The sequence below is a fragment of the Agrobacterium sp. lyk4-40-TYG-31 genome (assembly GCF_030209855.1).
Lineage (GTDB): Bacteria > Pseudomonadota > Alphaproteobacteria > Rhizobiales > Rhizobiaceae > Agrobacterium > Agrobacterium vaccinii.
In genome coordinates this window covers 734,850-754,777 of sequence record NZ_JARVRE010000005.1, presented here as the reverse complement: position 1 = coordinate 754,777, position 19,928 = coordinate 734,850, and the positions used below count along the sequence as shown (strand labels likewise).

General features: G+C 56.5%; 18 protein-coding genes. 12 read left to right on the top strand and 6 right to left on the bottom strand.

Annotation, left to right across the window (positions count from 1 at the left end):
- From QRN55_RS14140 to QRN55_RS14120, 5 genes are all read left to right on the top strand, one after another.
- A partial coding sequence (locus tag QRN55_RS14140) for a type VI secretion system Vgr family protein (protein ID WP_284777153.1) occupies positions 1-994 on the top strand: 994 nt, incomplete at its 5' end.
- A gap of 5 nt (positions 995-999) precedes the next feature.
- A complete protein-coding gene (locus QRN55_RS14135) occupies positions 1,000-1,362 on the top strand; it encodes a hypothetical protein (RefSeq protein ID WP_284777152.1) in 363 nt (120 codons plus the stop codon).
- Positions 1,355-2,884, top strand: a complete 1,530-nt coding sequence (locus QRN55_RS14130) for a hypothetical protein (protein WP_284777151.1) — start codon at positions 1,355-1,357, stop codon at positions 2,882-2,884. The genes QRN55_RS14135 and QRN55_RS14130 overlap by 8 nt, the downstream gene beginning before the upstream one ends.
- Before the next feature lie 42 nt (positions 2,885-2,926).
- Complete coding sequence (locus tag QRN55_RS14125; RefSeq protein ID WP_284777150.1) at positions 2,927-3,913, top strand: hypothetical protein; 987 nt, start codon at positions 2,927-2,929, stop codon at positions 3,911-3,913.
- A gap of 23 nt (positions 3,914-3,936) precedes the next feature.
- Positions 3,937-4,236, top strand: coding sequence for a PAAR domain-containing protein (locus QRN55_RS14120; protein WP_284777149.1), 300 nt, complete (start codon positions 3,937-3,939; stop codon positions 4,234-4,236).
- 249 nt (positions 4,237-4,485) lie between these two features.
- Here the strand turns inward: QRN55_RS14120 and QRN55_RS14115 are convergent, their stop codons facing one another.
- The 4 genes from QRN55_RS14115 to flgF form a co-directional block, all read right to left on the bottom strand.
- On the bottom strand, positions 4,486-5,637 hold the full coding sequence (locus QRN55_RS14115) for a glycosyltransferase (protein ID WP_284777148.1): 1,152 nt from the start codon (positions 5,635-5,637) through the stop codon (positions 4,486-4,488).
- Positions 5,638-5,937: 300 nt separating this feature from the next.
- On the bottom strand, positions 5,938-6,492 hold the full coding sequence (locus tag QRN55_RS14110) for a flagellar protein (RefSeq protein WP_284777147.1): 555 nt from the start codon (positions 6,490-6,492) through the stop codon (positions 5,938-5,940).
- 2 nt (positions 6,493-6,494) lie between these two features.
- Positions 6,495-7,829 (bottom strand): flagellar protein export ATPase FliI, encoded by a 1,335-nt coding sequence (gene fliI, locus QRN55_RS14105; protein ID WP_350225189.1) that lies wholly within the window; start codon positions 7,827-7,829, stop codon positions 6,495-6,497.
- A gap of 118 nt (positions 7,830-7,947) precedes the next feature.
- A complete protein-coding gene (gene flgF, locus QRN55_RS14100; protein WP_111840797.1) occupies positions 7,948-8,682 on the bottom strand; it encodes a flagellar basal-body rod protein FlgF in 735 nt (244 codons plus the stop codon).
- 268 nt (positions 8,683-8,950) lie between these two features.
- Between flgF and motA the strand changes: the two genes are divergently transcribed.
- From motA to QRN55_RS14070, 6 genes are all read left to right on the top strand, one after another.
- On the top strand, positions 8,951-9,823 hold the full coding sequence (gene motA, locus QRN55_RS14095) for a flagellar motor stator protein MotA (protein WP_111840976.1): 873 nt from the start codon (positions 8,951-8,953) through the stop codon (positions 9,821-9,823).
- Positions 9,820-10,779, top strand: coding sequence for a FliM/FliN family flagellar motor switch protein (locus QRN55_RS14090; protein WP_502871318.1), 960 nt, complete (start codon positions 9,820-9,822; stop codon positions 10,777-10,779). The genes motA and QRN55_RS14090 overlap by 4 nt, the downstream gene beginning before the upstream one ends.
- A gap of 66 nt (positions 10,780-10,845) precedes the next feature.
- Positions 10,846-11,391 (top strand): flagellar motor switch protein FliN, encoded by a 546-nt coding sequence (gene fliN / locus QRN55_RS14085; RefSeq protein WP_112498925.1) that lies wholly within the window; start codon positions 10,846-10,848, stop codon positions 11,389-11,391.
- A 27-nt stretch (positions 11,392-11,418) separates the two neighbouring features.
- The gene (fliG, locus tag QRN55_RS14080) at positions 11,419-12,462 is read left to right on the top strand and encodes a flagellar motor switch protein FliG (protein WP_111840799.1); all 1,044 of its coding nucleotides are present in this window, start codon (positions 11,419-11,421) and stop codon (positions 12,460-12,462) included.
- 126 nt (positions 12,463-12,588) lie between these two features.
- Positions 12,589-13,668, top strand: a complete 1,080-nt coding sequence (flhB, locus tag QRN55_RS14075; protein WP_502871317.1) for a flagellar biosynthesis protein FlhB — start codon at positions 12,589-12,591, stop codon at positions 13,666-13,668.
- A 5-nt stretch (positions 13,669-13,673) separates the two neighbouring features.
- Positions 13,674-14,123 carry a BspJ family T4SS effector nucleomodulin gene (locus tag QRN55_RS14070; RefSeq protein WP_284777144.1) on the top strand — a complete coding sequence of 150 codons (450 nt, stop codon included), beginning with the start codon at positions 13,674-13,676 and terminating at the stop codon, positions 14,121-14,123.
- Positions 14,124-14,484: 361 nt separating this feature from the next.
- Here the strand turns inward: QRN55_RS14070 and QRN55_RS14065 are convergent, their stop codons facing one another.
- A complete protein-coding gene (locus tag QRN55_RS14065) occupies positions 14,485-15,660 on the bottom strand; it encodes a pyridoxal phosphate-dependent aminotransferase (protein ID WP_284777143.1) in 1,176 nt (391 codons plus the stop codon).
- 95 nt (positions 15,661-15,755) lie between these two features.
- Entirely contained in the window at positions 15,756-16,199 is a 444-nt protein-coding gene (gene mscL / locus QRN55_RS14060) for a large conductance mechanosensitive channel protein MscL (protein WP_045229844.1), read from the bottom strand.
- A 208-nt stretch (positions 16,200-16,407) separates the two neighbouring features.
- Here mscL and QRN55_RS14055 point away from each other — a divergent pair, with 208 nt between their 5' ends.
- Entirely contained in the window at positions 16,408-19,917 is a 3,510-nt protein-coding gene (locus QRN55_RS14055) for a PAS domain-containing hybrid sensor histidine kinase/response regulator (protein WP_284777142.1), read from the top strand.
- Positions 19,918-19,928: the final 11 nt, after the last annotated feature.

Here is a 19,928-nt window from a genome sequence, read left to right as displayed (position 1 = left end):
CGTCGCGGGTCCCGAGGGCGAGGAAATCCACCCGGACCAATATGGCCGCATCAAGCTGTGGTTTCCTTGGGACCGCAAGGCCAAGAAGGATGGGACGGATACCTGCTGGGTGCGTGTGGCGCAGAACTGGGCGGGCTCCTCGTGGGGAGGGCAGATCATCCCACGCATTGGTATGGAGGTGATGGTGGCTTTCGTGGATGGTGATCCTGATCGGCCGCTGGTCACGGGCGTGGTGCCAAATGCGAGGCAGACGGTGCCTTACACACTTCCAGCCAACAAAACGAAGAGCACTTTCAGAACTCAAACTCACAAAGGAGAAGGCTTCAACGAGTTGAGTTTTGAAGATGATAAAGGCAGGGAAGAAATTTATCTGCATGCTCAGCGCGATCAACGCCTTCACGTCGAGAACTCGCGATCCAAACGCGTCGACAACAACCAAGCGGAATCTGTAGGCCATAACAAGACGATTGAGGTGGGTAACAACCACCATGAAGTCATTGGTGGCAATATGACCCTGATGGTTGGGCCCAATATCCTTCAGAAGGGCGTCACTGCGGCAATGAGCATACTGCGGAATAAAGTTGGTGACGTTATATCTGATAAACTTGGTAATTTTACCGATAGACTTGGATCCCTGGCACAGGCAACGATGGGTGAAGGCAATCTTGTTATTGGAGTAGCCAAAAATAAGGCAGAGACGGTGATGGTTTCGTCTACTGAAATTGTTGGGGCTGCCAAGTCTATGACGATTGGTGGCGGCCTGCAGACGACCGTTGGAGGTATACGCAACGATTCAACGGCCATAGGCCACTATCAGGAAGTTGGAACGGCCAAGTCAACAGTGGTGGGCAAGACCTACGAGATAGTAGTTGGTAAGACCAGCGTTACTATGGAGGCAGACGGTACGGTTCACGTTAAAGGGGAAAACGTTACCATTGAAGCGGGGCAGAACCTTGTCCTAAAGGCTTCCAAAGTCGACTTCCGTAGGAATTGAACGTCATGACGCTAGTGACATCAGGTGCATGGATTCCTGAAGCGGAAGAACGGCGAAGTATCCGTGACGACGTTCGCGCACGTTTCAAAGATCGAGTGGGAATATTACCTTTCAACTCGATGACCAGTTTGTCGTTAAGTCCACAAGAACAGCATTCAGAAGTGCTTAATCTCATAAGCAAGGCAAATCCTCAGCATTCCGAGGATGTAGCGAGTTCTTTGAATTCTTTATCGATGCAGTTAGTAGAGTGTGGACTTGGTTTGGGTGGCCCTATGGCTTCAGTGGGAGATACTGCCCTGAACTTCGATGACCTTGTACCGCAGGAGCTTTTGAGATGGCATTTTGCGGGGGAGGACTCAGATGGGTAGCGCAGCAGCGCAATATCCTGACATAAGGCCCGTGGGTTCACATACCCACCCTGATACCGATCTGCAAAAATACACCTACGACAAACTGTTAGCATATTGGAGTATGGTCTACACGCTAGGTCTTCTGGGCGGCGTCCTCGGCACAGAGGATGAGCAGAAGGCTGCACGTAGCGCAGTGATGGGAGCTCTTGAGGGAGCGGTAAAGGAGACCGTTGGGCTCATCGAAGCTGCCAATATAGCTTACGATGATTATACTCCGCCAGGGCTGGGTGCGGGTCGTCTTTGGCTTAGACGCGGCGGCCTCATGGCAGCACAAAATGTAGGTAAGTTTTTCGGCGCAGATGCCGGTTTCGAGGACGATATCGAAAACCTCGATCGGAAGATTCGCGACAGCGTTGCCGTTGACGTTAATCAAACATCTCAGATCATCAAGGGGGGAAAAGTAGCACTTGAGTGGTTAGGCCACAAGACTGGGGTGTACGATTACAAACCGGACACAACCCTAGAGGACCGTAACATCGCGGCTACACAAGCTACGGTGAATGCTCGGCAAGCGGAAATTAACGCCGCATTATCGAAGGTCTGGAATACACTAAAAGATACAGCGCTTGCTCGCTATCGACAGTTCATTTCGGACTGGGAAAAAGGTGGTCCTGACTACGCGTTCGGAACGCTTGGCATCGATGGTGCATTTTTAGCTCTCGAAATTGCGATCTCTTCTGCAGCCGCCGCTTTTACAGCAGGTGCAGGGGCAGTAGTTTTTAAAGTCGCGGTTGAAATTGGGAAAAAAATAGGAAGCGCGGCGCGCAAAGTTTCGATTGTCCTTAAGCGAGCCGGCGGCAATGTCGGCAAAACTGCCAGAATAGAACTGTCGGAAGCAAAGGTTGTTGATCATGCCAAAACTCATGAAGGATTTGGCGATGATCATGCGGGATTGCCGAATTCAAACCATGAAAATGTGAAAGATTCCGGTGGGCCAGCGACGTCTGAAAAACAGAAATATAATTATAAACAAATGTCCGATATGGCTGAAGAGGAGGCGCGGAAAAAGTTCTCTAACGACGGTTATAAAGATCAACTCGTTATCCAAAACCCGCAGGGCAATGGTGTTGATCTAATCGGACGTGATCCAACGACCGGTAAGGCCATATTCGGTGAAGTTAAGTCGAATGGTGCCGGAATGAGTAGAGATCAATCCGGTATGGGTGGGCCTGCCTATGTGCGCGATCGTCTTAATAGGGTTGTATCACGGAGTGCCGAGTGGAAGAATGCTACGGCTAAGCAGGTGAACGATGCGCAAGAAGCTTTAGATTGGCTAGATGGGGAGGCGGACTTTAAGGAAGTTAAATTTGATGTAGACCCAGATACCGGCGCAATTTCAAACTATCGGGAAAGAGACTGGAATTATGCTCCCGGAAAACGCGAATCTCGTGTTAACTGGTATGATGGGGACGGACAAAGGGTCACTGGTAAGGGTAAGCCCATTGGGGGGAAAAGCCGAAGTCGCGGACCTCCGAATTGATTGGATAATGCAGACACTAGAAATGCGAGGTAGGAGTCGAACGTGAATTTCCCGAATATTACTCAATATATCCTAAAAGAGTTTCCTGATTGGCTACCCAAATACTCGGAAGCTCCTGTGGAGATGATCTATAAAAACTTGGAGGACTGGCTTCAAGGGGATGATAGTCGGAGCAAATCTATCGGCCGATATCTTGGTCAGATAAATCTTTTGGAATTGAAAGCCTTCGTCTTAAGTGCCGTTCAAGGCACCGCTGACACGGAACGTTTGGCTAAGGCTGCCCGGTTATCTTTCGCACCGTTACCATATGCGATCGGTATTCAACATTTGAATACTAACAGCGCTTTGTCATTTCCGGATTTCGTTAACGGATTAGCTCAGGTTATGACCGTTGGTTGGAAGGAACGGAGCGAGTTGTTGGGTCGACTTGCGTTAAGGGAGCTGGAAAAAGACTCGATCTTGCGCGGCAAGTTCTATGGTGGAGCTTTAGGGCAGGGTGTGACGAGCTTCGGTTTTCCTTACGCTTTCATGGACATTGTTGCAGACTGGCTAAACGTTGATGAAACCTCAACGCAGACTGAATGGCGTGAAAAAGTCTATGAGGAATATGCCGGTGGTTATGGTGGCTGGGCTGAGTTGGTTGCGCAATGGCGAGAACCGGATGTCGTCGTGTTCCATCGCATCCTTGTAAAGGCTGCAGATTATCACGTCGCCCAGAGCCACGATATGGAAACTAAAGGTGATAAGCGCAGCAGGACTGAGAAGCACTATGAAATCGAGCCTGACGCCTATTGGGCCTTTCCCGTTCTCCTGTTGATGGTTTTGCGGATGCGCGAGTGGGTTGGCTTGGAGAATCCCGGTTATCTCAACCATGATCTGTTTCAAATGGGCGTTTTCAAAGAGTTGCCGAAACCACTCCCTTGGCCAGATGATCCTCTGTTAGATGCTGTAGATGAGAAATATCGACAGCTGTTTCCAGAAACGCCGTCCACCGCGGATATTGCTAAGCTTCGTGCAGATCAATCATAACTCAACCTCCCAGGACGATATTGATGGCATATGTCGCACTCAAAGGTCATAATCACGTCTGCCCAATGGTAGATCCCGGTCCCAAGCCTCATATCGGGGGGCCGGTTATATCGACCCAGCAAAACTTTGTCACAGTCGAAGGCGTGCCGATTGCCACGGTGGGAGATAGTCTGCTCTGTACTGGGGTGCCAACAACTTCTGACAAAATTACGAACGGCTCTTCGGTTGCGAGCATAGAGGGCAAGAAGATTGCTCGTATCGGGGACAGTTGCGCACACGGTGGTCAGTTGGTCGAAGGCGTTACTTGGGTTGCGTTTGAATAGAATGGGCTTTTAACACGCCGTTTTAAATATTTTATTTCTCCAGAGCGCGTAACCCTATTGCTTTTTTTACTTTCCGATGAGTTGGCCTATTGCGATGGCGAGAGATGTTTGAGTTTCTTAGGTTAGCCAGAGGCGTCGACATTGCACGGTCGACAATAAAATTGAATGACACGGCTTGGTGTCGATATCGATCCATCGATTGTTTCGCTGGCTCGGCGTTGAACGTAACTGCCGCCAAGTGGCCTCACATCAATTAACCATCAGCACATCATTTCGTGAGAAATTCCTGTCCATTGTTAGTGCAATGAACTGGTCGAGTTTGCGGTTGAAATTGTGGGAGGCGAAGAGGTTGGCGCGGGTGTGGCATGCTTCCGGTGAAAATGCACTACGGGCGCTTTCGAACGTGTCGACTGCATCGATAATCGCTTTTGCGGTTTGGGTTGGGAACAATACGCCTGTCGCGTCGGGCTCGCCGTGTGGCACGACGATGTCTTGAGCGCCACCCCTTTTAAAAGCGATCACCGGGGTTCCCGACGACAGGGCTTCGGCCATGACGATGCCGAAATCCTCGTAGGCGGGGAAGATGAATGCTCTCGCGTGGCTTATCGTCCTGATGAGGTCGGCCCGGGGAAGATGACCGGCGAATGTGACATTCGGTCCTGCGCGCTCCTTGAGTCGGTTCAACTCAGGGCCGTCTCCACACACGATCAGTTTGCGGTTCGGCATATCCTTGAATGCATCAACGACAAGATCGAAACGCTTGTACGGAACGAGCCGCGAGGCGCAGACGTAGTAATCATCCTTTTCGGGTTGCATCGGGAAACTGCCGACATCGACGGGGGGATGAAGGACGTAGGAGCGGCGCCCGTAAATTTGCTCGATGCGCCGTTGAATGACGGAGGAATTGGCAAGCAGCACATCCGCCCCCTGCGCCGATCTGAAATCCCAGATGCGCAGCTTGTGGAGGGACTGTCGTAATATCGGACCGAATGGCAAGCGGGACATGGCTGTGCGCCGCATATACTCGAATGTCTGGTCCCAGGCATAGCGCACGGCGGTGTGCACATAGGCAATATGGCGTTGATGGGGGTGGACGATGACCCCTTTGGCGAAGGCCGCGCTGGACGACAGAACCAGATCATAGTCGGCCAGGTCGAAATTCTCTATCGCAGCGGGGCAGAAGGGGAATGTGTATCGATAATAGTTCTCTCTGAAAGGTAGCCGGTCAAGGTAACTCGTGAAAATTTCCTTGGCGCCGATTTTCTTCAAGTCGCCATCATCAAGGAAATTGAACAATGTGTAGAGATCAATCGGTCCAGTGCTTTGTATGATTGCAGACAATACTTGCTCAGCGCCGCTGAAAACCGGAAGCCAGTCATGAACCAAAGCGATTTTCATCATAAATCTCTAATAAAAAGCGAAAAATGGATTCTATAGCGGTAAATTTATGGATTATTACTACTAGGAAGATATTAAAAAACAACTATTACGGAAATTTGTTTTATGCGCACTCAGGCAATGTCTGTGTTGCGACGTGTAGTTTCATCACTAGCCTGCAGCCAGTGTTCCCAGTGACTTGGCGCGCGGAGGCGACACCGGTGCTGGGGCTCGCGGAATATTGTGGGCTCTCGCAATGCAAAAAGCCCGCCCACGGACGAGCCTTTTGCATCTGGGATGTCTGCGCAGAAAACCTGACGAGGCCTACTCCTGATACAACTCGCCCGCGGACGTGATGATCTGCCATTTGCCATCCACGTTGTTCATGGACAGCAGTTTGCTTTCGTCGGGGAGGACGGAGCCGATCTGGACGAGGAACATGCCGGATTTGTCCTCGATGAGGGCGCGGCCGTTGGAGACGTGGAGGAGTTTGAAGCGGGTGCCGCCGGGGAAGGGCTGGGACGTGCCTTCATTGGCGTTCTGGCCTTGGCCGGAGGCCTGCACCGTGGCTGTGGTCAGGGTGTCGAGGTGGCTGGCAGTTTCCTCGCGTTTTTCGGCGGCCAGGCTTTCGTCAATATGCGGGATCACGGCTGTCACGCCGCCGCCTTCGCGCTGGGGCACATTCGTCAGGGCTTCCCAGCCATTGCCGGTCATGCCGAATTTTTCCGGGTTGAAGAAGACGTACCATGGCAGGGCCGCCGCCGCGGCTGCCACCGCAACGAGGCCGCCGGTCAGGACGCGGTCGAAATCGCGGATGGAGCGTCTCTGTCTGGCAGCCTGCTCGGAATTGCCACGTGTTTTCTGTCTGCGGAATGTCATTGTCATTGCCCCCGTCGCTGCGCTGGCTGAGTGTTGACCGGCGCGTTTCTCAATGCGTTGGCCAGTTCGGCATAGGCATCGATGACTGTGGGATCACCGGGTGATTGCTTGAGAACGTCGTAGACGAAGGGCACCTGCTTGACGGCCATGTCGAGCTCGGCATCCACGCCGGGGCGATAGCCACCGATGAGACGCAGGTCCTTCGTTTCCTCGTAATTGTGGATCAGCGATTTGAGCCGCGAGACCAGTTTGTGCTGGTCCGGCGTCCATGCCTTGTGGGACAGGCGCGAAATCGAGGCGAGCGGGTTGATGGGCGGGTAACGGCCTTCATCCGCAAGCGAGCGGTCGAGCACGATATGTCCGTCCAGAATACCACGCGTCGAGTCGGCGATAGGGTCGTTATGGTTATCTCCGTCCACCAGAATGGAGATGATGGCGGTCACGGTTCCCGTACCCTCTTCGCCGGGGCCGGCGCGTTCCAGCAGACGGGGAAGTTCGGTGAAAACGGAGGCCGGATAGCCACGCGCAATCGGCGGCTCGCCAGCGGCAATCGCCACTTCGCGGATGGCATGGGCAAAGCGGGTAATACTGTCGGCGATGAAGAGAACGTTTTCGCCCTTGTCGCGAAAATGCTCGGCAACCGTCATGGCCACCAGCGGCGCCATCTTGCGCAGCATCGGGCTTTCATCGCTGGTCGCGACGATGGCGATGGACTTCTTCATGTTGTCACCGAGCGTGTCCTCGATGAATTCGCGCACTTCGCGGCCACGTTCGCCCACCAGCGCGATGACGACCTTGTCGAAAGCATCGGCGCGCGCCAGCATGGAAAGTAGCGTTGATTTACCCACACCGGAACCGGCAAAAATGCCGAGGCGCTGGCCCAGACACAGCGGCGTGAAGATATCGATGGCCTTGACGCCGGTGCGAAAACCGGTGTCCACGCGGCTGCGTGTCATGGATGGCGGCGGCAGGGTCATGACGGAGCGCTTCTTCGAGCCCCTCATCAACGGACCCTTGTTATCGATGGGTTTGCACAGCGAGTTTATGGTGCGTCCGCACCAGCTGTCGTCAGGCTCCACCCGGAATTCGCCTTCGCGCAGAACGATGTCGTTGACGCCGATCGGGTCGCCCGGCTCGATAGGGCAGACATAGATCAGGTCGGGTTCCACACGCACCACTTCGCCCAAATGCAGGCCGGTCTCGCTTTTGTGCACCACGAATTCGCCAAGGCGAACGAAGGGCGACAGACCGCTGACGGTGTAGTGACCGGCAGCAATGGTCCTGACCCGCCCGCCGCGCGACATCGGCGTGCCGGATGCGACCTGCGCTTCCACCATCTGCGCCAAGGTATCAAGCCGGGTGAAGATGTTGGCAGGCTGGGCAAGTGGTGGTTCGACCACGGGCTCTGGAAGGGTGTCGATCTCGGCTTCGATGTCCATTTAAATCACACGCCGCTTACTGACCGCCGCCAAGGGTGCGGATGGCCTGCGAGAAGGAATCTTCCGTGGACTTCATCAGCGAGGAAATGCCTTCGAAGGCGCGGTTAACCTGCACGAGCTGGGTCATCTGGCTGATGGCGTTGACGTTTGACTGCTCGACATAACCTTGGATCACACCGATATCGCCGTTATCGACAACCGGCTGCGGGGCTTCGGAAAAGATGACGCCGGAGTTTTCGTAGCGCACAAAGCCCTTGTTGGCGTCCGCCGTGAAGAGGCCCAACTGCGCGACTGTCGCGCCGTTTTGCAGAATGCGGCCATCGGCACCCACGGTCGGTTCACCGGCGGCGGGGTTGAGCTGGATCGGCGCACCGCCTGCATCCACAACTGGATAGCCCTGCGTGGAAACGAGCTCGCCGGTAATGCCCATGGAGAAGCGACCGTCGCGGGTCAAGACCTGGCCCGCAGGCGTATTGATCGCAAACCAGCCGTCACCCTTGACGGCAAAGTCGAAGGAGTTGCCGGTGCGGATCATTTCGCCGTTGCGGGTGGAAAGGTAGTCGCTGCCCTGGGTTACGAAGGAGACGTCGGCGTTCAGGTCGTTGTGCGTCTGGCTCATGACCTGGTCGAACTTCACTTCCGTGCCGCGAAAGCCGACCGTGTTCATGTTGGCAATGTTATCTGCGATGGTGGTGAGACGACGTTCCAGTGCGATCTGCGAGGATATGCCTACGTAAATACCAGACTGCATGTCGGTCTCCTGTCCATAACTTCTAGAAAAGGCGCACTGGTGACACGGCAACCTCATGTATGTCCCGAAACTACGGACGCTTGCTTGTGCGAAGCTTTTGAACGGCAGCTTATAAAGAGAGCGAGCATGATGGGGCGCCGCGTGGGCCCAGCCGATGTTTCGAGGGGCAGGGGCGGGCGGTGCGACAAACCGCGTTCGCAAGCCAGCCTCGCACAAGGCATGTCACCTATCCCTGAAGTGCGAAATTGGCATCAGACGCGAGCTTCAGATGAATATTATTATCGGACTAGTGATTACCTTCGGCTGTATTATCGGCGGCTACATGGCCATGGGCGGTCACCTGGACGTACTTTTCCAGCCGTTCGAACTTGTCATCATCGGCGGTGCCGGTCTTGGTGGCTTCATCATGGCCAACCCGATGAAGGTCGTGAAGGACAGCGGTAAAGCCATCGGCGAGGCGTTCAAGTTCGCGGTGCCGAAAGAGCGCAATTACCTCGACGTTCTCGGCGTTCTCTACTCGCTGATGCGTGATCTGCGCACGAAATCGCGCAACGAGATCGAAGCTCATATCGATAACCCGGACGAATCCTCGATCTTCCAGACGGCACCGTCTGTTTTGAAGAACAAGGAGCTGACGTCCTTCATCTGCGACTATGTCCGCCTGATCATCATCGGCAATGCCCGCAGCCACGAAATCGAAGCGCTGATGGACGAGGAAATCGAGACGATCCTCAACGACAAGCTCAAGCCCTATCACGCGATTACGGCCATGGGTGACTCCTTCCCGGCCATCGGTATCGTCGCCGCCGTTCTCGGCGTTATCAAGGCCATGGGCAAGATCAACGAATCGCCTGCGGTTCTGGGTGGTCTCATCGGCGCGGCGCTCGTCGGCACCATGCTTGGCATCATTCTGTCCTACTCGATCTGTAACCCGCTGACCTCGCAGATCAAGATCGTTCGCACAAAGCAGCACCGGCTCTACATCGTCGTGAAGCAGACGCTGATCGCCTACATGAACGGCTCGGTTCCGCAGGTTGCGCTCGAATACGGCCGCAAGACGATTTCCGGCTACGAGCGTCCTTCCATCGATGCCGTGGAGCAGGAAATGATGAACCCGGGTGGCGACCAGAAGGCGGCTTGATGATGGCGAATGCTGCACAATCAAATGTAACGTCGATGGAACCCGCCCTTCTGGCAAAGCTGACGGGCGGCCTGGGTGACAGCAAGAAGGTCTCCAAGATCGGTTCGGATATCGGCCAGATCTACAGCCACTTCCTGCCGGATATTTTCCACAGCGAAACGGGCATCGCCATTCAGGTGGATTATCTGGGCTGCGAGTCCGGTCTGATGGTCGAACTTGTCCAGAAGCTCGGCAAGGACTTTGCCGTTGCCGATTGCTCGCTGCGCAACTGGTGCCCCAATTTTCTGATCGGCACCGGCACGGCCTTCATCATGGCGCTGATGGAGCGCATGCTGGGTGCAGCACCCGATACGATCATGGAACCCGAGACACGGGCGCTGTCGCATATCGAGCTTGATCTCGCTGCCCTCGTCATGGGCCGGATCGGCGATGTGCTGCGGTCTGCCGTCAATGCGCCGGGTGGTTTCGAAGCGACCATCGACCCGCCGTTCAACGGCAACGGCAAGACCATTTTCGAAGAAGCGATCTCTGCCCAGTTCGGCATGATGATCCGCCTTAAGGTCGAAATCGGCAAAGTTGCCTCCGAATTTGCACTGGTCATTCCGCAGCGCACGCTGCTGAAAACGACCATCGTCGCGCCCAAGCCATCGGCCCAGGCGTTGAAGAAGCAGGAAGAATGGATGGAGATGATCTCCGAACAGGTGAAGCGTTCACAGGTGACGCTGGAAGCCAGAATCCGGTTGCAGAGCCTGACGCTGAAAACGATCTCGCGGCTGGTGGAAGGGGATGTCATTCCTTTCCGCGATATCCGCCAGGACGACATCTGCGTCGAGGTGAGCGCCAATGGCGCGAACATGTACAACTGCGAGTTCGGTCGCGCAGGGGATAAATACACGGTTCGCGTGAAAAACAACGTCAGCACGGACGACGAAATTCTTAGACATTTGATGGGTTGAATGCCCGTTTCGCCTTCTCACAGGCATGGGCAGCTTGACGCAAGTTTCAAAGGGAATAATTAGCGCATGGCTACGAAAAAGACACCAAAACCCGAAGATGATTTGATGGCTTCGCTGGATGATACCGGCGATCTGGATCAGGCAATCGGCGATCTGCGCGGTGTTCTGAAAAGCGATTCGGAAGGATCGCTCTCGGACTTCGGTGATTTTGGCGACTTCGGTTCGACAGCGGTCGAGCCGGCGGCGACAGACGATCTGGCGGGCTTCGGTGGCGGAATGGACAGCTTCGGCATGTCCGATTTCGGCTCCTCTTCCGCCCCGCTGTCCGCTTCGCCCTCGCCACTGGGCAGCGGACTGTCCGACAACTTCGATCTGATCATGGATATCCCGATCGATGTCCAGATCGTGCTGGGCACTAGCCGCATGCTGGTGTCGGGCCTGATGGGACTGGAAGAAGGCGCCACCATCGCTCTTGAGCGCAGGATTGGTGAGCCGGTAGAAATCATGGTGAATGGCCGCTGCATCGCACGCGGCGAGATTACCGTGCTGGATGATGACGATACGCGTTTCGGTGTGAAGCTGATTGAAGTAATGAGTACGAAGAAAGCCTAATCCCTGTGGGGACGGAGAGGAAAGACCATGATGGACTTTGAGGATTTCGGTAACCCAATCGCTGGGAAACCGTTGTCTCAGGCTGATAAGGCCGCCGCCGTACTGCTGGCGATGGGAAAAGGCGTGGCCGGAAAACTCCTCAAGTTTTTCACGCAGGCCGAGTTGCAGACCATCATCAATTCGGCCCAGACGCTTCGGGTTATTCCGCCAGACGAGCTTGCGCAGATCGTGGCGGAATTCGAAGACCTGTTTACCGAAGGCACCGGCCTTATGGACAACGCCAAGGCTATCGAAAGCATTCTCGAAGAAGGTCTGACCCCTGAAGAGGTAGACGGTCTTTTGGGCCGTCGCGCCGCATTCCAGGCATACGAAACCTCCATCTGGGATCAGTTGCAGGATGCGGACCCGCAGTTCATCGGCAAGTTCCTGATGCGCGAGCATCCGCAGACCATCGCCTACATCCTCTCCATGCTGCCATCGTCCTTCGGTGCCAAGGTACTGTTGACCATTCCCGACGAGCAGCGCGCCGACATCATGAACCGTACCGTCAACATGAAGGAGGTCAGCCCAGCTGCCGCCCAGATCATCGAAAAGCGTGTCATGGCGCTGATCGCCGAAATCGAGGCCGAACGCAATGCTGGAGGCTCGGCAAAGGTTGCCGACCTGATGAACGAACTCGAAAAGCCGCAGGTCGATACCCTGCTCAGCTCGCTCGAAACGCTCAGCAAGGAATCCGCCAACAAGGTCAAGCCGAAGATTTTCCTGTTCGAAGACCTTCTCTACATGCCGCAGCGCAGCCGCGTTTCGCTGCTCAACGATGTCTCGGCAGACATTCTCACCATGGCGCTGCGTGGCGCCACGAACGAGATCAAGGAATGTGTGCTGGCCTGCATCAGCCCGCGCCAGCGCCGCATGATCGAATCGGATCTGGCCGTGCCGACCGCGTCCCTCAACACCCGCGAAGTGGCGATTGCCCGCCGCGCGGTTGCTCAGGAAGCCATCCGTCTGGCCAATTCCGGCCAGATATTGCTGAAAGAAACGGCTCCTGCCGATCAGTCAGCCGCTGCCTAAAAGCCATACGGGCCCATAAAACCTGTGTGGCAAGCCCAGGCGGCTTGCGGGCCAAAGCGCGCCCCTATACCCTCTCAATAACGGCCTGCCGGTTCCGGCGGGCCTTTTCCATTGAGGGGACGTGTCTTGTCGGACGAAGACAAAGACAGTAAAACAGAAGAACCAACAGAGAAAAAACTACGCGACGCGATGGAAAAGGGAAATGTCCCTTCATCGCAGGAAGCGTCGTTGTTCGCGTCCACGCTCGCGTTTTACATTTATCTCGTGTTTTTTCTCCCCGATGGCGTCAAACGGCTATCGCAAACACTGCAAGACATTCTCGAGCGGCCCGAACAATGGCGGATGACCAACGCCGCCGACATGGTGTCGCTTGGCCTGCATCTGGCAAAGGAGATCGGTTGGCTGCTGACACCCGCTGCCATTCTCTTCTGTCTGTTCGGGCTGGCACAGTCCTTCGTGCAGAACCTGCCGCAATTCGTGCTGGATCGAATCACCCCGAAATTCGAGCGCATATCGCCAGTCGGTGGTTTCAAGCGCATCTACAGCGCCAATGGCATGGTCAATTTCGGCAAATCGCTGTTCAAGGTGGTGGTCGTCGCCATCATCATGGTAATGGTTTTGAAAGCCGACTACTACAAGCTGCTCGACGCGCTGGTCACCGACCCGCACACCATGATCTACACCGGATATGAAATTCTGAAGAAGATGGTGGTCGTGGTGCTGTTTTCGACCGGCATTCTGACCGTGGCCGACTACTTCTGGACGACCTATCGCTGGCATGCCGACCAGCGCATGTCGAAGCAGGAGATCAAGGACGAATACAAGCAATCGCAGGGCGACCCGGTGGTCAAGGCCCGTCAGCGCTCGATTGCGCGTGACCGTGCACGGCGTAGAATGATGGACGGCGTGCCAAGAGCCACGCTGGTCATCACCAACCCGACGCACTATGCGGTTGCGCTGCGTTACGTAAAGGAAGAAAGCGACGCACCGGTTGTCGTTGCCAAGGGGCAGGACCTCATCGCTTTGAGGATCAGGGAGATCGCCACAGAAAACGGAATTCCGATTTTTGAAGACGTTCCGCTCGCCCGCTCCATGTTTGCACAAGTCTCGGTCGATAGTGTCATACCGTCAGTATTTTATAAGGCTGTGGCTGAACTTATTCATAAGGTTTACGCCGCACGCCAAAACAAAAGACGGGTAAACTGATCAATATGAAAAAATGCTCATATTCGGCTGAACGGGAAGAAATTTTGGCTCGTGCAATCGGCCCTGTGGCTGCCGAGCTTCGTTTAATCGATGCGGGAGATCTGATCTCCCTCCTGAAATTCGAGTATTACAGCTCCCTGTCGGATCTCGTCGATTCGGCAGCCGAGCTCTACTTCCATCCGGGCACGGTGTATTTCGGCATCGGCGGTGATTACAAGCTGGATTGGGACACCTATCCAACCATCACACTGGATCTGGAAATCAAGCCGAAGGGCGTCACTATCTATGCACAGTTGTTGCTGGAGAAGGACCGCGCCGGGGTCAACATCAACTACATCAACTTCCAGAATCCATCCAACGATCCGAACGAGAATACCGCGTTCCTGGCCGACAGCCTGCGCCACGCAGCCTTCCAGCGCGCGAACGATGCACCCATCAGTACCACGGCTCACTGATGCGACGTGACAGCCCGTGACGGTGCACGTCACGGGCTGTCACGCATTTCTGTTCGGTTCCACCCCCACCACCGTCATACCGGGCTTGACCCGGTATCCAGTCAGACCAAGTCCTTAGAGCATTTCCAGCAAAAGTGCGAAGCGGTTTTGCGTCCGGATAATGCGTTAAAACAAACAGATAGAGCGTTTTCGCGTTTCGAAGAAAAGCGGAAATGCTCTAGTCTGAAAGAACTTTTCTCGCCGCGCAGACGCGCGTCGGCTGGACCCCGGCTCAGGGCCGGGGTGACGGATGGGGAACCCGTTCTCGCCCAAAACTACCTTTCAGTTTAAACCGGACACCAGTGGCCGGTGGCGTTTGCTCTCATCGGATATTTTTACCGAGAATATAGCTCGACAACCGGTCTGCGGCGTCTTCGGTCTGTGCCGGATTGCGCAGGAAGCAGGCGCGCAGGAACAGCTCTCCCCCTGAACCGAAGGCTGTGCCGGGGGCAAGGCCGACGCCGACCTTATCGACGATGTCGAAGGCGGCTGCGCGGCTGTCTGTGACGCCATCGATTTTCAGGAACGCATAAAGCGCGCCATCGGGTTTGAGCGTTTCCACACGGTTGGTGGCGATCAGAGCATCGCAAAGAATGTCGCGCGATCTGGCGGCGCGGTCGAAGTTCTGGCGGATGAAGTCATCGCCGTTATCGAGGGCTGCAATCGCGCCGCGCTGCATGAATTGCGCAACGCCCGACGTCGAATACTGGATGAGGTTTTCGATGACCTGCCCGATTTCCGGTGGGGCCACCAGCCAACCGACGCGCCAGCCGGTCATCGACCAGTTCTTCGAGAAGGAATTGGCAAACACGATCCGGTCGCCATCTTCCATGATGTCGAGGAAGGACGGCGCGCGGGTCCCGGCATAATGGTAGAGCGCGTAGATCTCGTCGGCGATGATCCAGAGACCATGCTTGCGGGCAAGGGTTAGAATATCGCGCAGGTTATCGAGCGTCGCGGTCCAGCCGGTCGGGTTGGATGGGGTGTTGATGAACAGTGCCTTGGTCTTCGGCGTGATCGCCTTTTCCAGCTTGGCGATATCGATATCCCATTTGCCGTTGGTGAAATCGATGCCGACAGGCACCGCCTTGGCACCGGCCACGCCGATGGCAGCGACAATATTGGGCCATGTCGGCGTGAGGTACACCAGCTCGTCACCCGGCGATGTCAGCGCCTGGACGGCAAGGACGATGGCCTGCATGCCGGAACCGGTGACGTAGAAATGGTCGGACGAGAGGCTGGCCGCAAAGTGGCGCTGGTAGTAACGGCTCAGCGCCTCGCTCAGTTCTGGAATGCCGCGCTGCCAGGTGTAAAAGGTCTCGCCGCCGGTCAGCGCATCTGCCGCCGCCTGTGCGATGAAGGCAGGCGTTGGAAGATCGCCTTCGCCGACCCAGAGCGGCAAAAGGTCTTCGCGGGCATGGGCGTATTTCTTGACCTCGACGATGCCGCTTTCAGGCGCAGCCAGAGAACGGGCACTTAGACTTTGCAGAACCGACATGAAAAAAGGCACTCCAGTGTGAGTGCCTTCTTTAGCGCATGAAGAGCCTGTCGTGCATGATATTCCGTGAAGAGATCACGGATTTTTCTGATGGATCAGATGCGATTGGTACCAGACGTTTTCAGCAGATCGCGGATCTCCATGAGAAGACGCACGTCTTCCGGCGGCGGAGCAGGTTCCTTCTTTTCCTCGATTTTCTGACGCTCGACAGACGAGCGCAGCTTGTTCACGCCCTTGACCATCAGGAAGATGATCCAGGCGAGGATGACGAAGTTGATGACCACGGTGAGGAAGTTGCCATAGGCGAAAACGGCGCCCTGCTCACGTGCAGCGGCGAGCGACTCGGCGGTTACTTTCGAGCTCAGCGGCAGGAAGTAATTGGCAAAATCGAACCCGCCGAAGATGGCGCCAACAATCGGCATGATCAGATCGTTGACCACCGATTCGACGATCTTGCTGAAGGCAGCGCCGATGATCACACCCACGGCGAGGTCCATAACGTTGCCGCGGGCGATAAAGGTTTTAAATTCGTTGAGCATTCAGATGTCCCTCTTTGAAGCCCTCTCTCAGCCGTCGCATCCGCGATGGCCAACCTACAATAACATCCAATTTTCGAATGTGCAGATATACGCAACAAAAACACGATTGGTTCCGCCATCTTAAACTTTATGCCAAGGCCTGGCCAATTCTCATTTTGGCGGAACTGGCCTATGCTCGACCGCGAGGACGGTGGGGGAGAACAGCCAGGTGCTTCCGGGGTGGGTCATATTCGGTTCGGCATTCGCCTATATTCTACTGCTATTTGCGGTGGCAAGTTATGGCGACGCCAAGAGCCGCGGCAAGCCACCCTCGAAAAAGGGCAGGCCCATCGTCTATGCGCTAAGCCTTGCGATCTACTGCACATCATGGACCTATTTCGGCGGCGTGGGTCTGGCGTCCGAGCGGGGGCTTGAGTTCCTCGGCATCTATACCGGCCCGATCCTCGCCTTCACATTGGGCATGCCCATCCTGCGGCGCATCGTGGAACTGGCGAAGGCCGAAAAGCTGACCTCGGTCGCCGATTTCATCGCGGCCCGCTATGGCAAGAACCCGACGGTGGCGACGCTGGTGTCCATCATCGCGCTGGTCGGGGCCATTCCCTATATCGCCTTGCAACTGAAAGCCGTGTCCAACTCGGTCGCCGCCATGGTGGACCCGAGCGATTACGGGATTGGCAGCGGCAACCTCTATTTCCTCGATCTGCCGCTGCTGGTGACGGTCGTCATGGCCGGGTTTGCCGTCATCTTCGGCACCCGCCACACGGATGCGACCGAGCATCAGGACGGATTGATCCTTGCCATTTCAATGGAATCGGTCGTCAAGCTGGTCGCCATCTGTACGGCGGGTGTCTATGTCGTCTTCTTCCTGTTCGATGGCCCCTCGCAGCTCTGGGAGCTGGCGTCGCAAAACGAACAGGTCATGCAGGCCATGTCCTACCAGACACCGATCAGCCGCTGGATTGTGCTGACGCTGCTCTCGGCCTTCGCGATCATTCTCCTGCCGCGCCAGTTTCATGTGACGGTGGTGGAGAACCGCACGCCGAACGAGTTGCGCATGGCGGGGCTGCTTTTTCCGCTCTATCTCATCGCCATCAACATCTTCGTGCTGCCGATTGCCATTGCCGGTCTTCTGACGCTGGGCAGCAGCGGTGACGCCGATCTCTACGTGCTGCAATTGCCGCTGGTGAACCAGATGCCGGTGGTGTCGCTGATCACCTTCATCGGTGGCTTTTCGGCGGCGACCGCCATGGTCATCGTCGCTTCAGTCGCGCTGTCCATCATGGTCTCCAATGATATCGTGATGCCGATTTTCCTGAGACAGAAGCTGCTGAACCGCACCGCGCATCGCGACGACTTTGCCAAGACGCTGCTGAACATTCGCCGTACCGCTATCTTCGCGGTTCTGCTCTTGGGCTATGCCTACTACCGGGCCGCAGACAGCGCGTCGGGTCTTGCCTCCATCGGCCTGCTGGCCTTTGCGGCAATCGCGCAGATGGCACCGTCTCTGCTGGGCGGGCTGGTCTGGCGGCGGGCCAATGCGCGTGGGGCGATTGCGGGCCTCAGCTCAGGTTTCTTCGTCTGGGGTTATCTGCTGTTTCTGCCCAGCCTCGGCGGGCCTGACAATTCCCACATCGCGACGACGGTTCTGAGCTTCCTGTTGCCTGGCGTAACCGTGTTTAGCGGTCCCGGCGCCGACCCGCTGGTCAACGCCGTCACGCTCAGCCTGCTGGTCAATTGCGCTGCCTTCGTGCTGGGGTCGCTGTCGCGCAATCCGCGTCCGGTGGAGCGCATCCAGTCGGGTATTTTCGTGAAGCGCCATTCGCGATCGCAATTTGCGACGCGCGGCTGGAAAACACGGGTCAGCGTGGGTGATCTCAAGACGGCGGTGGCACGTTATCTGGGGGAGGAGCGCATGTTGCGCTCGCTCTATGCCTACGAGAAGACCGCTGGGCGCAAGCTGGAAGATGACCAGCCAGCGGATATGGCGCTTATTCATTTCTCGGAGCAATTGCTGGGCAGTGCGATCGGCTCGTCTTCGGCGCGGCTTGTGCTGTCGCTGATCCTGCAAAAGGCCGAGGACACCAGCGCCGATACGGTCTGGCTGCTGGATCAAGCCAGCGAAGCGCTGCAATACAATCAGGACATGCTGCAAACGGCGCTGGCGCAGATGGAGCAAGGCATTGCCGTGTTCGACAGTTCGCAGCAACTGACCATCTGGAACCGCCGGTTCCGCACGCTGCTGGACCTGCCGGAACAATTCGGGCGCGTGGGTCTGCCGCTCAACGAGATCGTTGCGATGCTGGAAGAGCGCGGCGATATCGCAGCGGGTCAGCAGAAGCAGACCATCGATCTGTTCCTGACCATGGACATGCCGTTCTCGCTGGTGCTGGCGGGAGGTGCTCGCATCATCGAGGTGCGCTCCAATGCCATGCCGGACAAGGGCATCGTTGCCACCTTTACCGATATCACCCAGCGGGTGGCGAGCGATCAGGCGCTGAAGCAGGCCAACGAGACGCTGGAGCAGCGGGTGGAAGAGCGCACCGGCGAATTGACGCGGGTGAACCACGAGCTGGCCGAGGCACGGGCTGCTGCCGACGAGGCCAATATAGGCAAGACGCGCTTCTTCGCCGCTGCCGGTCACGACATTCTCCAGCCGCTCAATGCCGCCCGGCTCTATTCGTCGGCGCTGGTGGAGCGGGTGGGCGCATCGGAGAACGGCTCCCTCGTCCAGAACATCGATTCGGCACTGGAGTCGGTTGAGGCGATCCTCGGGGCCGTGCTGGATATTTCGCGGTTAGACACCGGCACCATGAAGCCACGCATGGCATCCGTGGCGTTGAATGACCTGTTGAAGCGCATCGAGACGGATTTTGCCCCGATGGCGCGGGAGAAAAACCTCGAACTCATCGTCATGCCGACATCGCTGACGGTGAAGTCCGATATCAACCTTCTGCGACGTCTGGTGCAGAACCTCGTGTCCAACGCCATCAAATATACTGTCACCGGCAAGGTCGTCGTTGGGGTGCGTCGCCACGGGAAAGAGGCGATCATTCAGGTGGTGGATTCCGGCATCGGCATTCCGTCGTCTAAATTCCGCACCATCTTCAAGGAGTTCGCGCGGCTGGACGAGGGTGCAAAGACGGCGGCAGGCCTTGGCCTTGGGCTTTCCATCGTCGACCGCCTGTCGCGCATCCTGCACCATCCTGTCCACCTCTCGTCCGTGCCGGGCAGGGGGACGTCCTTCCGGGTCAATCTTCCGCGCGAGACGACCCAGAGCCGGGCGATGAGAGCGGTGGAGCGCGATGTGCCGCAGCCGGTTGCGCAGCAACTGCGCGGTTTCCGGGTGCTGTGCATCGATAACGAACCAAAGATACTGGATGGCATGGAGCTGCTGATATCCGGCTGGGGCTGCAAGGTCAGCACGGCGGGTTCCATCAGCGCCGTCGATGCCTTGCTGTCGGCGCCGGGCGATGCGCCCGATATTATCGTCGCCGATTATCATCTTGACGATGGCGATGGTATCGACGCCGTGCTGCGGCTGCGACGCTTCTACCGCAAGGATATTCCGGCTCTGCTGATCACGGCGGACCGGACGCCGGAGGTGCGCGCTCAGGCCGAAAAGGAAGGCATTGCCGTGCAGCACAAGCCGGTACGGCCTGCCGCGCTCAGGGCCTACATCAATCAGGTTTTCAGCGTCACCCAGGCGGCAGCCGAATAGAAAAAGGGCCG